13 protein-coding genes are annotated in these 15,458 nt (G+C 70.4%); 5 read left to right on the forward strand and 8 right to left on the reverse strand.

Features of this window, described 5'->3' with window-relative positions; translation table 11 throughout:
- Nucleotides 1-9: 9 nt before the first annotated feature.
- From T336_RS0122600 to T336_RS0122620, 5 genes are all read right to left on the reverse strand, one after another.
- The gene (locus tag T336_RS0122600; RefSeq protein WP_026434218.1) at nucleotides 10-1,083 is read right to left on the reverse strand and encodes an ABC transporter ATP-binding protein; all 1,074 of its coding nucleotides are present in this window, start codon (nucleotides 1,081-1,083) and stop codon (nucleotides 10-12) included.
- Nucleotides 1,073-1,870, reverse strand: a complete 798-nt coding sequence (locus T336_RS0122605) for an ABC transporter permease (RefSeq protein ID WP_026434219.1) — start codon at nucleotides 1,868-1,870, stop codon at nucleotides 1,073-1,075. Before T336_RS0122605 ends, T336_RS0122600 begins: the two co-directional genes overlap by 11 nt.
- Nucleotides 1,871-1,882: 12 nt before the next feature.
- Nucleotides 1,883-2,707, reverse strand: coding sequence for an ABC transporter permease (locus tag T336_RS0122610; protein ID WP_026434220.1), 825 nt, complete (start codon nucleotides 2,705-2,707; stop codon nucleotides 1,883-1,885).
- Nucleotides 2,704-3,717: an ABC transporter substrate-binding protein gene (locus tag T336_RS0122615; RefSeq protein WP_026434221.1), complete on the reverse strand. Its 1,014-nt coding sequence runs from the start codon at nucleotides 3,715-3,717 to the stop codon at nucleotides 2,704-2,706. Before T336_RS0122615 ends, T336_RS0122610 begins: the two co-directional genes overlap by 4 nt.
- A 67-nt stretch (nucleotides 3,718-3,784) precedes the next feature.
- The gene (locus T336_RS0122620) at nucleotides 3,785-4,789 is read right to left on the reverse strand and encodes a LacI family DNA-binding transcriptional regulator (RefSeq protein ID WP_026434222.1); all 1,005 of its coding nucleotides are present in this window, start codon (nucleotides 4,787-4,789) and stop codon (nucleotides 3,785-3,787) included.
- A 378-nt stretch (nucleotides 4,790-5,167) separates the two neighbouring features.
- Between T336_RS0122620 and T336_RS0122625 the strand changes: the two genes are divergently transcribed.
- Nucleotides 5,168-6,064: a hypothetical protein gene (locus T336_RS0122625; RefSeq protein WP_244884015.1), complete on the forward strand. Its 897-nt coding sequence runs from the start codon at nucleotides 5,168-5,170 to the stop codon at nucleotides 6,062-6,064.
- Nucleotides 6,065-6,104: 40 nt separating this feature from the next.
- On the opposite strand, the gene lspA is transcribed toward T336_RS0122625, so the two are convergent.
- From lspA to T336_RS0122640, 3 genes are all read right to left on the reverse strand, one after another.
- Nucleotides 6,105-6,617 (reverse strand): signal peptidase II, encoded by a 513-nt coding sequence (gene lspA, locus T336_RS0122630; RefSeq protein ID WP_019703371.1) that lies wholly within the window; start codon nucleotides 6,615-6,617, stop codon nucleotides 6,105-6,107.
- The gene (gene ileS / locus T336_RS0122635; protein WP_026434224.1) at nucleotides 6,618-9,497 is read right to left on the reverse strand and encodes an isoleucine--tRNA ligase; all 2,880 of its coding nucleotides are present in this window, start codon (nucleotides 9,495-9,497) and stop codon (nucleotides 6,618-6,620) included.
- A 141-nt stretch (nucleotides 9,498-9,638) separates the two neighbouring features.
- Nucleotides 9,639-10,688, reverse strand: coding sequence for a bifunctional riboflavin kinase/FAD synthetase (locus T336_RS0122640; RefSeq protein ID WP_026434225.1), 1,050 nt, complete (start codon nucleotides 10,686-10,688; stop codon nucleotides 9,639-9,641).
- Nucleotides 10,689-10,844: 156 nt separating this feature from the next.
- Here T336_RS0122640 and T336_RS0122645 point away from each other — a divergent pair, with 156 nt between their 5' ends.
- The 4 genes from T336_RS0122645 (at nucleotide 10,845) to T336_RS0122660 (ending at nucleotide 15,374) form a co-directional block, all read left to right on the forward strand.
- Nucleotides 10,845-11,402 (forward strand): HNH endonuclease, encoded by a 558-nt coding sequence (locus T336_RS0122645; RefSeq protein ID WP_019703368.1) that lies wholly within the window; start codon nucleotides 10,845-10,847, stop codon nucleotides 11,400-11,402.
- 118 nt (nucleotides 11,403-11,520) lie between these two features.
- Nucleotides 11,521-11,877, forward strand: coding sequence for a DUF2946 family protein (locus tag T336_RS0122650; protein WP_026434226.1), 357 nt, complete (start codon nucleotides 11,521-11,523; stop codon nucleotides 11,875-11,877).
- A gap of 168 nt (nucleotides 11,878-12,045) precedes the next feature.
- Nucleotides 12,046-14,154, forward strand: coding sequence for a TonB-dependent receptor (locus tag T336_RS0122655; protein ID WP_051647415.1), 2,109 nt, complete (start codon nucleotides 12,046-12,048; stop codon nucleotides 14,152-14,154).
- 239 nt (nucleotides 14,155-14,393) lie between these two features.
- The gene (locus tag T336_RS0122660; RefSeq protein ID WP_026434228.1) at nucleotides 14,394-15,374 is read left to right on the forward strand and encodes a TRAP transporter substrate-binding protein; all 981 of its coding nucleotides are present in this window, start codon (nucleotides 14,394-14,396) and stop codon (nucleotides 15,372-15,374) included.
- Nucleotides 15,375-15,458: the final 84 nt, after the last annotated feature.

Genomic DNA, 15,458 nt, shown 5'->3' on the forward strand with positions numbered 1-15,458 from the left:
GGGCGCGTTTCAGGCGGCAATGTCTTCGGCCAGCGGCATGAGCCGCTGCGGCGCGATGCGCACGGCCACCGCGTCGCCCGCGCGGGCGGCGTGGTCGCGGGCCACGTCGGCGCGCAGCGGGGCCTGCCCGGGCACGTTCAGCGTGAGCTGCACGCGGTCGCCCAGGAAGCTGCGGTGCGTCACGTCGGCGTGGCCCCAGCCGGACTGGCCCAGCACGGTGGGCTCGACCTCCACGTCTTCCGGGCGCACCAGCCAGGCGCTGCAGGCCAGGCCTTGCGGCACGGGCAGTTCCAGCCCGCCCAGGTCGATGAAGCCCTGCCGCCCGCCGGCCGGCCGTTCCAGCCGGTTCACCCGGCCCAGGAAGGATGCCACGAAGGGATGGGCGGGCGTGCGGTAGAGCGTCTCGCCGTCGCCCACCTGCACGATGCGGCCGGCCTGCATCACGGCCAGGCGGTCGGCGATGGCCAGCGCTTCCTGCTGGTCGTGGGTGACGTGGATGGCGGTGATGTGCAGGCGGCGCAGCAGCTCGGCCAGCTCGTCCCGCAGCGATTCCTTGAGCTTGGCGTCCAGCGCCGTGAGGGGCTCGTCCAGCAGCAGCACGCGCGGGCGCACGGCCACGGCGCGGGCCAGGGCCACGCGCTGGCGCTGGCCGCCCGAGAGTTCCGCCGGGCGGCGCTCTTCCAGGCCGGAGAGGCGCACCAGGTCGATCAGCTCGCCCACCATGCGGCGGCGCTGGTCCTCGGGCGTGCCGCGGATCTTCAGGCCATAGCCGATGTTGCCCTCCACCGTCATCTGCGGAAACAGCGCGTAGTGCTGGAACACCATGCCCACGCCGCGCTGCTCGATGGGCAGCTGGGTGACGTCGGTGCCGCCGAAGGCGATGCGGCTGCCGGCGTCGGGCGCCTCCAGCCCGGCGATCAGGCGCAGCAGCGTGGTCTTGCCGCAGCCCGAGGGGCCCAGCAGGGCCAGCACCTCGCCGGGCTCCACGGTGAGGTCGGTGGGCTGCAGGCCGCGCGCGCCGCCGGCATAGGTCTTGGCGCACTGGACGATGTCCACGCGCGTGCGTTCGAGTTCAAGTGCCATGGTGTTTCTCGATGAAGGTGCCGACGGCCTGCAGGCCCCAGAGCACCGGCAGGATGACGATCAGGAAGACGAGGGTGTAGGCCGAGCCGACCTCGATGCGCATGGAGGCGTAGCTGTCGGCCAGGCCCACGGGCAGGGTGCGGGTGAGCGGGGTGTGCAGCATCCAGGTGAGGTTGAATTCGCCCACCGAGAGCGTGAACACCATCAGGCTGCCCGCCACGATGGCCGGCAGCACGGCCGGCACCAGCACGCCCAGGAAGCGCTGCGCGAAGCTCGCGCCCAGCGAGCGCGCGGCCTCCTCCAGCGAGCGCAGCTCGTCCTTCTGGAAGGCCGAGCCCACGGTGCGCACCATGAAGGGCAGGGTGAACACCATGTGTCCGACCAGGATGAAGGCGAAGCTCTGGCGGAAGCCTTGCAGCGTTCCGTAGGCCAGGATCAGCGCCAGCGCGCTGGCCAGGCCCGGCACCGCGACGGGCAGGGTCAGCAGTTCCTCGAAGAGCCGCGCCCAGCGCGAGCGGCTGCGGGCCAGCGCATAGGCGCAGGGCACACCGATCAGCAGGTTGCCTGCCACGCACATCAGCGCGAGGCCCAGCGACCAGCCCACGGTGCTGCCGTAGTTCTCCCACACCTCGCCCAGCCAGCGCAGCGTGAGGCCGCTTTGCAGGCCCGTGCCGTAGTTGTTGACCAGCCCGGCCATCACCGACAGGGCGATGGGAGCGGCCATGAAGAGCGCCACCAGCGCGGTGAGGGCCACCAGCGCCCAGGGCGCCTGTCTTGCGTTTCTCATCGTGGCTCTTTCTCAGAAGGCGGACGCGCCGGCCCAGCGGCGCGAGACCCAGAGCACCAGCCAGGTGATGAGCCCCAGCGCGATCGACAGGCTGGCCGCCAGCGCGAAGTTGGCGTAGTTGGTGAATTCGTCGTAGATGGTGATGGGCAGCACCTCGAACTTGGCCGACAGCGTGAAGGCCGTGCCGAAGGCGCCCATGGCGGTGGCGAACACGATGGCGCCGCAGGCCAGCGTGGTGGGCGCCAGCGCCGGCATCCACACGTCGCGCGCCACGCGCCAGCGCGATGCGCCGAGCGACCGGGCGGCTTCTTCCAGCTGCGCGTCCATGGCGCCGGCCGCCGCCGTGTAGGTGGCGATGGCGCGCGGCAGCGAGAAGTAGAGGTAGGCCAGGAACAGGCCCGGCAGGCCGTAGGCGAAGGTGATGCGGCCCCAACCCAGCGCGTCCGTGATGCCCGCCAGCGTGCCCTGGCGCCCGCCCAGCAGGATCATGAAGAAGCCCACGATCACGCCGGGAAAGGAGAGCGGCAGCGTCAGCAGCGACAGCAGCAGCTGCCGGCCGGGAAAGCGCTGGCGCGCCAGCGTGATACCCACCAGGGCGCCCAGCACCAGCGTGGCCAGCGTGACGGCCAGCGACAGGCCCAGCGTCTGCAGCAGGCTCTGCAGGTAGCGGCCGTTCGTCACCACCGCGAAGTAGGTCGCCCAGCCCTGGCGGGCCGGCAGGGCCAGCAGCAGGGCCGTGGGCAGCAGCCAGAAGGCCGCGAAGAACGCCACGGCCGGTGCGGCGCACGCGGCCAGCAGGGCGCGCGAGGGGGCGAAACCGCCGTGGCGCGAACTCATTTCACTTCCTGCAGGTAGCGGTCGGAGAACTCCTTCTGCACGGCGGCCATGCGGCCGTAGTCCACCGTTTTGGCGCGGGCGTATTCGCTGGCGGGCAGGAAGCGGGCCTGCACGTCGGCGGGCATGGCGGCGGCGCGCACCGGGCGCAGGTAGGCCTTGGCCCAGATGGCCTGGCCCTCGTCGGAGAGCACGAAGTCCAGCACCTTCTTGGCGTCGGCTGCGTGGGGCGCCTTTGCCACCATGCCCATCACGTAGGGCACGACCACCGTGCCTTCGGCGGGGATCACGAACTGCACGTTGGCGCCGTCCTTGTACCTGGCGCGGTAGGCGTTGAAGTCGTAGTCCAGCAGGATGGCGATCTCGCCCGACAGCACGCGGGCGTAGGCGGTCTGCTTGGGAACGATGGGTTCGTTCTTCTGCAGCGCCTTGAAGTAGTCGATGCCGGGGCCGAAGTTCTCCAGCGTGCCGCCCCGCGCCTGGTTGGCGGCCACGGCGCCCACGTAGCCCACGAAGGCCGAGGCCGGGTCCAGGTAGCCCACCAGGCCCTTGTATTCGGGCTTGAGCAGGTCCGCCCAGGATTTGGGCACCGGCTTGCCCTTGAGCGCATCGACATTGACCATGAAGCCCAGCGTGCCCGAGTGGATGGTGAACCAGTGGCCGGCCGGGTCCTTCAGGCCGTCGGGAATGTCCTTCCAGCCGGCGGGCTGGTAGGTGCCCAGCAGGCCGTCCTTTTGCGCCTGGATGGCGAAGGTCACGCCCAGGTAGGTCACGTCGGCGACGGGGCTGGCGCGCTCGGCGGACATCTGCGCCAGCGACTGGCCGGAGTTCTTGTTGTCGGGAGGCACGGTGACGCCGGTCCTGGCCTTGATGGCCTTGAGCTGCGTGCCCCAGTCGGCCCATTCGGGCGGGCAGTTGTAGCAGATGGCGGTCTGCGCGAAGGCGCCGCCGGTGGCGGCCAGGCCGAGGGCCAGCGCGGCGGCACGGGCGAATTGCTGGAGGGGGGATCGCATCGGAGAACTCCTGTGGGGCGAGGAACAAAGAAGGGAACGAAGGGAAACGGTTGTGGCAGGCCTGGGGTCAGTCGCCGCCTGGCGCCGCGGCGCAGGAGCCTCCGGCGCGGAAGTGGTGCGGCAGCGTCAGGCTGGCCTCCGGCGTGGGCGGCACGTGCGATGCCATGGCCTGGACCAGCAGCTCCACGCTGCAGCGGCCGATATCGGCGTTGGGCTGGGCCACCGTGCCCAGCACGGGCGTCAGGTCCCGGCCCAGCGCGATGCCGTCGAATCCCACCACGCTGAGATCGCGCGGCACCTCCAGGCCCGCCATGTGCGCCGCACGCAGGCAGCGGATCGCGATGAGGTCGTTGGAGCAGACCAGGGCGGTGGGGCGCTGCGGCCCGCGCAGCAGCTCGGCCACTTCCTGCACGGCGGTCTCGACGAAGGGCACTTCCACGACCCGCACCGGGGCCAGGCCTGCCTGCGCCATGCCGCGCACGAAGCCGCGGCAGCGTTGCTGCGCCCGGTCGGACGCGGCGAGCTGCCCGCTCACCATGGCGATGCGGCGGTGCCCCAGCGCGGCCAGTTGCGCGATCAGTTCCGCCACGGCGCCTTCGCCGTCCACCGAAACACAGGGATGGTCCGGATGCCGGTTGTAGGCCAGCACATACGGCAGCTGCACCGCGGCGAGCCGCTCCAGCGCCGCGGAGGACTGGGGCTGCGACACCACCAGGACCATGCCGTCCACATTGCCCGCCAGCAGCAGGTGCACCGCGCGTTCTTCCTGTGCCACCGCGTAGCTGGTGGTGAACGGCAGGATGGCGTAGCCCCCCCGTGCCGCAGCCTGCGCGATGCCGTCCAGGCATTCCGCGAACACCGGGTTGAGCAGCGTGGGCAGCACCACGCCGATGACATGGCTGCGCTGGGTGCGCAGCGTGCGCGCCGTGGCGTTGGGCACGTAGCCCAGCCGCTCGGCGGCACCGAGCACCGCGGCGCGCGTGGCGGGCATCACCTTGTCGGGCGTATTGAAAACCCGGGAGACGGTGGCGACCGATACCCCGGCTTCATGGGCGACGTGCTGGATGGTCATGGGAAAAGAAACGGCTGCAGACGGGTCATGTAATCGATTACATGCATTGGAGCCCGGCCGCATGACGGGGCGATGACAGCGGGGCCGCCCACCGGGACCGAGCCTTCGTTTGCCTGGCCGCCTGCTTCGCCCGGCAGGCCGCCGGATGGCATGGGAGCGTCCAGCATCTCGCCCATGGTTTCCCGCCTCACCTCGGCCAGCGCTCTGCCATCGCCCCGGGCCCGTTCCGCGCCTGCCGCATCCTCGTCGCATCTGCCCGGCGGATCCTCCACCGTCGTGGCCGGAGCCGGCGGGGAGCTGCGGTCCCGTGGAGTGCCCACAGGGCTGCCTGCGCCACGCCGCGATATGGCTGGCGATGCGCTTTTACGGCCCTATGTCATGGCGCGGGCGATCGACGGACGGCACGTGGAAGGTCCGGACCTGGCCCGATTGCGGCAGGCCCACGGCACGGTCGAGGCAACGCGCAGGCTCCTGTCCATCGGGCGGGGCAATGTGGCGCAGGACATCGAGCGCACCGGAGGCGAGAGCCTGCGCGGGATGATCGCCGCCAAGGCCGTGGCGGGACATCTGGTGGATGCCGGCTGGCCCCAGGTGGCCGCAAACGCCGCCGGGGCGATAGCCGCCAGGGCCGGCAACTGCGACGAGCATGCGGCGCTCGCAGCCCTGCTGCATGTGCCCCGGTTGCGACCGCAAGAGGCGCTCTGCCAGGTGATTTCCCACGAGATCCCGCACGTATGGACCGAAGTGCGCGGTGATGGCGGGCCGGAGGACGACCTCGTCATGGATGCCTGGCTGGAAGGGCCCGCCGTGTTCGCTCCCGATGGGCAGTGGTCCGACACGCCAGCGACCAAGGAGGAATACTTCGTGCAGGGCGGCCCGGAAAAAGCCTGCCTCGACGGGTTGCTCGCACACTCCGGCGCCGCCCTGCATGCATGGGTCGAGTACGAACGGAGCCAGGTTCCGGAAGGCTCCCTGCCTCCCCCCGGCTATGCCTATCCAGCCATGCCCGCCGTCAGCAGGGCCTTCGAGCGCAGGATCCAGCGGAAACTCTCCGGTGCCGGAGAGGCGGAGCGGGCCGCCAGTGCCGGGGTGCCCCGCGAGGCACTGGAGGCGCTACCCGCGATGCAGGATGCGCGGCGCGCGCTGCGCTATGGTGTGCTGGCCGTGGGCGTGGCCCGGCAGATGACCGCCGGGCTGGGCGTGCGCCAGGCCGTGGCGGAAGTGCCCGCCTTGCTGTACGGCGCCGCCTGCCGGCTCCGCCAGAGAACGTCCTGACGGCCCGGCGCGCCCCGGGCCGGTGGCATCCGGCATGCGGTCAGCTGCCCCGCCGCACCCGCATCAGCTCGTCGATGATCAGGCAGGCCGCGCCGACCGTGATCGCGGAGTCGGCCAGGTTGAAGGCGGGGAAGTGCCAGCCGCGTGCGTGGAAGTCCAGGAAGTCCACCACGTAGCCGTGCATCATGCGGTCCACCACGTTGCCGATGGCGCCGCCCAGGATGCTGGAGAGCGCGAAGCAGAACAGCTTCTGTCCCGGATGGGCGCGCAACTGCCAGACGATGAAGAGGGCCGCCGCCACGCCGATGCCGGTGAACACCCAGCGCTGCCAGCCACCCGCATTCGCCAGGAACGAGAACGCCGCGCCGGTGTTGTGCGCCCGCACGATGTTGAAGAAGCTGGTGACGTAGGTGGCGTCGCCCAGGCGGTAATAGCCCAGGATCAGCGTCTTGGTGAACTGGTCGGCCACCAGCAACAGCACGGCCCAGGCCAGCCAGGGCCACAGCGAGCCCTTGCCGGACGCGGAGGAGGAAGAAGCGTTGCCGCGGGCCATTTATGCGTGCTCCCGCGCTTCGCCGCTGCCGTGCAGGTTGCTCACGCACCGGCCGCAGATGGTCGGATGGGCCGGGTCCCGGCCCACGTCGGCGCGGTAGTGCCAGCAGCGCTCGCACTTGGCGTCCGGGCTGGCCGCCACGCGGATGGCGAGCGCATCGCCCGCCACCAGCTCGACGGCGGAGGTGATGAACACGAACTTCAGGTCTTCGCCCAGGCTGGACAGCAGCGCATGGTCCTCCGGGCCGGCCACCAGGGTGACGTTGGCCTGCAGCGACGATCCCACCTGGCCGGCGGCGCGCACCGCCTCGATCTCCTTGTTCACCGCGTCGCGGATGGCGCGGATGCGCGTCCACTTGGCGGCCAGGCCCTCGTCGGCACTGGCGATGGGCTGGTAGGTCTCCAGGAAGATGGAGTCGGAGTGGCCGAAGGTCTTCCAGGCCTCCTCGGCGGTGAAGGACAGGAAGGGCGCCATCCAGCGCAGCATGGCGTGCGTGATCTGGTGCAGCGCGGTCTGGGCGCTGCGGCGCGCCAGGCTCTTCGGCGCGGTGGTGTAGAGCCGGTCCTTGAGCACGTCGAGGTAGAAGCCGCCCAGGTCTTCCGAGCAGTAGAGCTGCAGCTTCGCCACCACCGGGTGGAACTCGTACACCTGGTAGTGCGCCAGCACCTCGGCCTGGAACTCCGCCGCGCGCGTGAGCGCATAGCGGTCGATCTCCAGCATCTGCGGGAAGGGCACGGCATCCGTGGCGGGATCGAAGTCGCTCACGTTGGCCAGCAGGAAGCGCAGCGTGTTGCGGATGCGGCGGTAGGCATCCACCACGCGCGCCAGGATCTTGTCGTCGCCCGCGATGTCGCCCGAATAGTCGCTCGCCGCCACCCACAGGCGGATGATCTCCGCGCCCAGCTTCTTGTTGATCTCCTGCGGGTCGATGCCGTTGCCCAGCGACTTGCTCATCTTGCGGCCCTGGCTGTCCACCGTAAAGCCGTGCGTGAGCAGGCCGCGGTAGGGCGCCCGGCCGTAGAGCGCGCTGGCCAGCAGCAGCGAGGAGTGGAACCAGCCGCGGTGCTGGTCGTGGCCCTCCAGGTACAGGTCGGCCTCAGGGCCGCTGTCGTGGTGCACTTCCGGATGGGTGCCGCGCAGCACGTGGAAGAAGGTGGAGCCGGAATCGAACCACACCTCCAGGATGTCCGTGCTCTTGGTGTAGTGCGGTGCGTCCTCCGCGCCCAGGATCTCTTCCACCGTCACGCGGCTCCAGGCCTCGATGCCGCCCGCCTCGACGATGGCGGCGGCCTGGTCCATGATCTCCATGGTGCGCGGATGCAGCTCGCCCGAATCCTTGTGCAGGAAGAACGGGATGGGCACGCCCCAGCTGCGCTGGCGCGAGATGCACCAGTCCGGCCGCCCGGCGATCATGTCGTGCAGGCGCGCCTTGCCGTTCTGGGGATAGAAGCTCGTGTGCTCGATGGCCTCGAGCGCGATCTGGCGCAGCGTCTTCGCGGGCTTTTCGCCGGGCTTGGTGAACACGCCCTCGCCCTCGTCCATGCGGACGAACCATTGCGCCGCGGCGCGGTAGATCACCGGCGTCTTGTGGCGCCAGCAGTGCGGATAGCTGTGGACGATGTCCTTGGTGGCCATCAGGCGGCCGGCGTTCCGCAATGCCTCGATGACGACCGGCACGGCCTTCCAGATGTGCAGGCCGCCGAAGAGGGGGAAGTCCGCCGCGTAGGTACCGTTGCCCTGCACGGGATTGAGGATGTCGTCCAGCGCCAGGCCGTGCGCCACGCAGGAGTTGAAATCCTCCAGGCCATAGGCGGGCGACGAATGCACGATACCCGTGCCGTCGTCGGCCGTGGCGTAGTCGGCCAGGTACACCGGCGAGAGGCGCCGGTAGCCGTAACTGCCGTCATCGCTCGCCACGTCGTAGAGCGGATGCTCGAATTCCAACCCGCCCAGCTGCCTGCCGAGGGTGGTGGCGATCACGCTGCCTGCGAGGCCGTAGCGTTCCAGGCACGATGCCACCAGCGGCTCGGCCACCAGCAGGATGCGCTCGCCCGTGTCCACCAGCGCGTAGCGGATCTCGGGGTTCAGGTTCAGCGCCTGGTTGGCGGGGATGGTCCAGGCCGTGGTGGTCCAGATGACGACGAAGGCGTCCTTGGGCAGGGCCGGCAGGCCGAAGGCGGCGGCCAGCGCGGCCGGGTCGTGCGCCTTGAAGGCCACGTCCAGCGTGGTGCTCTTCTTGTCCTGGTATTCGATCTCGAACTCGGCCAGCGACGAGCCGCAATCGAAGCACCAATAGACGGGCTTGAGGCCCCGGTACACGAAGCCGCGCTCCATCACGCGCTTGAACGCGCGGATTTCGCCGGCCTCGTTGGCGAAGTTCATCGTCTTGTAGGGGTTATCCCATTCGCCCAGCACCCCCAGGCGCTGGAAGTCGGCCATCTGCTGCGCGATCTGCTCGGTGGCGTAGGCGCGGCCCTTGGCCTGCATCTCGTCGCGCGGCAGGTTGCGGCCGTGTTTCTTCTCGATGGCGTTCTCGATCGGCAGGCCGTGGCAGTCCCAGCCCGGCACGTAGAGCGCATCGAAGCCTTCGAGCTGCCGCGCCTTGGTGATCATGTCCTTGAGGATCTTGTTCACCGCGTGGCCCATGTGGATCTGGCCGTTGGCGTAGGGCGGGCCGTCGTGCAGGATGAATTTCGGAGCCCCGCGCCGCGCATCGCGCAGGCGCTTGTAGATGCCTTTTTCGTCCCATTCCTTCACCCAGCCCGGCTCGCGCCTGGGCAGGTCGCCGCGCATGGGGAAGGGCGTGTCGGGCAGGTTCAGCGTCGCACGGTAGTCGGTTCCGGGCGTGGATTCGGAGGCGGTAGGCGTGGTGTCGGACATGGCTGGGCAGGATGTGCCTGGCTGCCGGCAGGTGCCGGGGCCGCCAGGGCGGAAGCAGGAAAGGGGGCGGGAGGGGAGCCGCACACCGGGGTGCGGCTCGGGGAGGAGCGGGCGCGGCCGCCGGGGCGGACCGCGCAGGCGTCAAATTCGGTCGCGCGTGGTCTGGCGACGGGTTTCCGTGTAGCTGGCCGCCGGGGTGGACGCGAAATACGCCCGCGCGTCCTCGCAGTCCCGGGCGATGCCGGCGGTGAGGGCGTCGAGGCTGTCGTACTTCAGCTCGTCGTGCAGTTTGTGCAGGAGTTCCACGCGCACGATTTTACCGTAGGCTCCTTCGGCCCCCAGGTGGGCGGGCCACTGCAGGCAGTGCGTCTCCAGCAGCACGCGCCCGCCGTTGACGTCCGCGGGGTCGAGCGAGGGGCGCACGCCCAGGTTGGCGACACCGGGCAGGGGGGCCTCCGAGAGGCCGTGCACCAGGACGGCGAAGATGCCGCCGGCCGCGGGCTTCCAGTGCGCGAAGCGCAGGTTCAGGGTGCGGAAGCCATCCCCGGCGCCCTCGGCGCTCGCGCCCAGCGCACGGCCGAGCTTGCGCCCATGCACCACGTGGCCGCTGATCGCATAGGGCCGGCCCAGCAGCGCCGCGGCGGCCTCCATGTCGCCGCGCGCCAGCGCATCGCGCACGGCCGAGCTGGACACGCGCAATCCATGCACTTCATAACTGTTCATGCGCGCCACGTCGAAGCCGCGCTCGCGTCCCGCGGCGTCCAGCATCGCGTAGTCGCCCGCGCGCTGCGCGCCGAACCGGAAGTCATCGCCCACCAGCACGTAGCGCGCACCCAGCCCGCGCACCAGTACGTCGTCGATGAAGGCCTGGGGCGCCTGGCGCGCCAGCCGCTCGTTGAAGGGCAGCACCACCGCCTGCTGCACGCCGCAGCGCGCCAGTTCCTCCAGCTTGTCGCGCAGCGTGCCGATGCGCGCGGGCGCCAGTTCGGGCCGTTGCAGGGCGCTGGCGAAATAGTCGCGGGGATGCGGCTCGAAGGTCAGCACGCAGCTCTCCACGCCGCGGTGCGCCGCTTCGCTGGCGAGCAGCGCGAGCATGGCCTGGTGCCCGCGGTGGACACCGTCGAAATTCCCGATGGTGACCGCGCAGGCAGGAGCGATGCCGGGGTGGTGGAGGCCGCGGAAGATCTTCATCGGAATGCTAGTTTTTTGATAGCGTGCCAGGCAGGTGCGCCAAGCGCTGGCCGCCAATCCGTCATGATTTGGGAGTATATTGTGCGGCACGGGCCCCTGCGGGCGGCCCGCGAGACATCAGCGTTCCGAATCTTGTCGTGTTGCAAGGAGGGTGTTGTGAAGGTCTTGAAGCTGTCGGCCCAGGGGCTGCCGCAATCGTGGATTTCGCTGGAACAGGCGGTCACGCACTATGCCGCGGGCGAGGTGCGCTGGGAATCGGGCGGGCCCATCGCGGTGTTCCGCGGCGGGCACAACGCACTCACGGGCGAGCAGTCCGTGATCGAGGTCAACAGCATCATCGGCACCAAGGGCGTGCCCGGCATCAACCCCTTCGGCCTCAGGCCCTCCCTCACCAACAGCAAGCTCTTCGCGCGCGACCGAAACATCTGCGCCTACTGCGGCGGCCACTTCCACGAGGAAGACCTCACGCGCGAGCACATCGTGCCCTTCGCGCGCAACGGCGCCGACCACTGGATGAACGTGGTCACCGCCTGCCGCGCCTGCAACCACCGCAAGGGCCCGCGCACGCCCGAGCAGGCCCACATGCCGCTGCTGTACGCTCCCTACGTGCCCAGCCTCTGGGAAGACTTCATCCTGCGCAACCGGCGCATCCTCGCCGACCAGATGGAGTTCCTCATGGCGCACGTGCCCAAGTCCTCGCGGCTGCTCAGCTGACGGGACAAGGCTGGCGCGAGGCGCCTGCCAGGGGGCTTTGCGGCCCCGGGTGGACATATTGCCGCAGGGGCAGGGCGGGCGCACCGCCCGCGGGACCGCGCACCCATAATGCGTCGCCATGCACGTCCTGCGCACATCGCCACGGCTGGTCCGCCTCGTCATGGCGTGGTTCGTCCTGGCGCTGGGCGTCGCCATCGCTTCACCGATGCTCCGGCCCGTGCCGTCGGAGATGGTCTGCAGCACCGGCGGCGCCATGAGGTGGGTGGAGCCCGGCGACGACGGTGCCGGGGAGGCGGCGCACGGCGCGCTGGATTGCCCGGCGTGTCTCGGCATCTCCCTGCCTCCGCCCCCCGCGCGCAGTGCGGGCATCGTGCCCCAGCCGCTCGCGCATGCCCTGCTGCCCGCCGTCCAGGCGCACATCGCGGGCATCGCCGGTGCGCCGCTGCCGCCACGCGGCCCTCCCGTTTTTTCCTGACACCCTCCCCGGGCCCGTGCGGGGCCGACGCTGTGCCAGCCGCGTCGGCCGTGCCGCGCGCGCCGCTCCACCCCATCGCCACCGCGACCACCCTGCAACAGCCGCGCTGCCACTGCACGCCGGCCGGGGCTCGCGCGTTCGCACGCACCAGGAAAGAACCCATCCACCATGCATCCCAGAGGTCTTCGCCGCCGCCTGCGCCTCGCATTCCACGCCACACCCGCCCTCTATGCCTGCCTGCTCCCCGGCGTCGCCGGCGCCGCGGAGGACGAAGCGCGGGAGCCCACGCTCGGCACCGTCACCGTCCAGGCCGCGGAATCCGCGGCGCCGGCTTCCGGCCTGGCCACGGGCAGCCCCGCCGCGCCGCTGGACACGCCCGCGTCCGTGACCTCCGTGCCCGCCGAGCTCATCCATGCCCAGGGGGCCACCACCCTGCAGGAGGCATTGCGCAACGTGCCCGGCGCGCAGGCCGACTCGGGCTTCAACGGCAGCCGCAGCCAGTTCTTCGTGCTCCGGGGCGCCATCGCCGACAGTGGCACCGGTGCCTCCCGCGTGATGCGCGACGGCGTGCGGCTGTCCAACTATCCCTTCACGCCCGCCTTCGTGGAGCGTGTCGATGTCCTGCGCGGCCCCGGTGCCGCCATCGGAGTGCGCAGCGAGCCGGGGGGCACCGTCGATATCGTGACGAAGCAGCCCGAACTGGGCGACTTCGGCTCGGCCGGCCTGGGCGGCGGATCGCATGGCGCGCTCGACACCCACCTGGACATCAACCGCGTGCTGTCCGCCGAGCAGGAACTGACGGCCCGCGTCATCGCCGTGCACTCGTCCGCGAGCGAGTGGCGCCACGTTCCGGACCGGCTGGACGGGCTCAAGGCGGGCATCGCCAAGAGCGACGCCGACCGCTACCACCTCCGCCTCGGCGTGGAGTACACCGACCAGACCTACCGCCCCGACTTCGGGCTGCCGGGCATCGGCGGCCGGCCTGCGGCGGTCCCGCCCGACCTGCAGCTCAGCGAGCCCTGGAGCGACTCGACGGCCCGCAACACCATCGTGGACCTGCATGGGGATGCGGCCCTTTCGGCAACGGCACGGCTGTTTTTCGACTACACCCGTCTCCGGGCGCACGGCACATCGGTGCGGCAATCCCTGGGCCCCGCCGTCGCGGGCGCGCCACCGGGAACCTTCAGCCGGCGGCTCGCCTACGAGCCGGGCACGGAGCGCAGCATCGACGCACTCGCCACCGGCATCACCAGCGTGCACGAATGGGCAGGCATGCGGCACCACCTCTTCGCCGGCGTGGACCGCTATACCGAAACCCTGGACCAGCGCAGCGCCGGCCTGGCCAGTCCGGCCATCAATGTCTACGCGCCGGTCCGCGGCCCGGCGGTCCCGCCGGCGTCCTTCAGCTTCACGACCACCACGCAGGATCTCCGCAGCACGGTGCTGTCGCTGCAGGACCGGGTGGAGTGGGGGGACTGGAGCGCCGTCGCGGGCCTGCGGACCACGCGGCAGGATTTTCTCTATGGTGCCGCCGGCACGGCAGGCATCCGGGAGTCCGATACCTCGCCCCGCCTCGCCCTGCTGCGCAAGCTCTCGGCCTCGGATTCCGTCTATGTCGCGTACAGCACCGGCATCGCGCCGAACCAGGCATCCTCGGCCTCCGGCCAGTCGCTGCCGTCACGCGCCTCCAGGCAGTACGAGGCGGGCTGGAAGTCCCTGTGGAACGGTGGGCGCCTGCAGTCCGACATCGCCGTTTACCGGCTGCAGCAGACCCACCTGCTGGCCGACGATCCCTCCACGCCGAACATCTACGACAAGACGATTGCCGGAACGGGACGGTCCCAAGGCATCGAAGCGAGTTTGAGCGGCGACCTGTCGCGCCGCGTCGGCGTGGCCGTCGCGTATGCCTACACCGATGCCCGGTACGGGGCGAACTCGGACTACCCGGGCCGCCGCATCCCCAACGTGGCCCGGCATGCCCTCAGCCTGTGGGGCCAGTTCCGCTGGAGCGCAGAGCACGCCACCGGCGTCGGCATCCAGGCGCAGGGCAGCCGCCCGGCCGACATCGCCAACACGACCACACTGCCGGGGTATGCCCGCATGGACCTGTCGCACACCTGGAAGCACCGGATGGACGGGGGCCTGCTCGAACTGCAGGTCGCGCTGCGCAACGTGTTCGACAAGGCCTACTTCGTCTCCAGCCACCTGCACGTCAGCAACTACCTCACGCCGGGCCCGCAGCGCAACATCTACGCGTCCGCGGGCTACCGCTTCTGACGGGTGCGTTCCGGCATGCGGTATGCGCCTCCGGCAGACTCCGCGCTCAGGGCATTCCCGCTTCCGGAGGCGGTGCCGGCATCGCGATAATCGCCGGCCGCCCCGTGCGGCACGCTTTCTTCGCCGCTGCCGGCCCTGCCAGGCTCTCCATGTTCACCGGACCCGTACCCATGCGCCACGCCGCCGATTCCGCTTTCGCCGTTTCCTCGTCCTCCGTCCTGCTGCCTGCCCGCCGTGTCCTGCGCCGCCAGGGCCTCGCCGCCGCGGTGGCTGCCATCGCCTGCCTGGCTGCGGGCACGGTCCACGCCCAGCAGGCCAAGGAGGTCAAGCTCGGCTATGCGCTGGCTGTCAATTCGCACTACGGCGCCGCGGCCCAGGCGTGGTCCGACACGGTCGAGAAGGCCACCAACGGCGCGATCAAGTTCAAGCAGTTCCCCTCCAGCGCCCTGGGCGGCGAGCGCGAGCTGATCGAAGGCCTGCAGCTGGGCACGGTCGAAGCCGTCATCGTCTCCACCGGCGCGCTCAGCAACTTCGTGCCCGACGTGGGCGTGGTGGACATCCCCTTCCTGTTCCGCGACACGGCCCATGCCCGCGCGGTGCTCGACGGCCCCTTCGGCCAGGAACTGCTGGGCAAGTTCCAGAAGCGCGGCCTCATCGCGCTGGCCTGGGGCGAGCAGGGATTCCGCCACCTGACCAACAACAAGCATCCGGTGAAGACGCCCGCCGACCTCAAGGGCCTGAAGATCCGCGTGACCGAGAACCCGGTCCACATCACCGCCTTCCGCACCCTGGGTGCCTCGCCCACGCCCATGTCCTGGCCCGAGGTGATCGGCGCGCTGCAGCAGGGCACGATCGACGGGCAGGAGAACCCCATGTCGGTGATCGTCTCGGCCAAGCTGCCGCAGGTGCAGAAGTACCTCACGCTCACCGGCCACGTCTATGCGCCCATGGCCCTGATCGTGTCGCCCGGCTTCTGGGGCGGCCTCTCCGATGCGCAGAAGGCCGCATTCACGCAGGGCGCCAAGGCCGGCGCGCTGGCCTCGCGCAAGTTCGTCGACGACGTGGAGCAGAAGGGCCTGGCCGAGGTCAAGGCCGCCGGCATGCAGGTGGTGGAGTCGGTGGACAAGGGCGCCTTCCAGAAGGCGCTGGAGCCCGCCTACAAGCAATACGCCACCAAGTTCGGCCAGAAGACGCTGGACCAGATCGCCAGCGTGAAGTGAACCGGGGCGGGCGGCACGGGCCGCCTGCCTTGCATGCCACTCGGCCTGTGCCCGGCACGTCCGGGCCTTGTCTTTTCCAGCCCC

It is taken from the genome of Paracidovorax oryzae ATCC 19882 (genome assembly GCF_000687165.1).
GTDB lineage: Bacteria > Pseudomonadota > Gammaproteobacteria > Burkholderiales > Burkholderiaceae_C > Paracidovorax > Paracidovorax oryzae.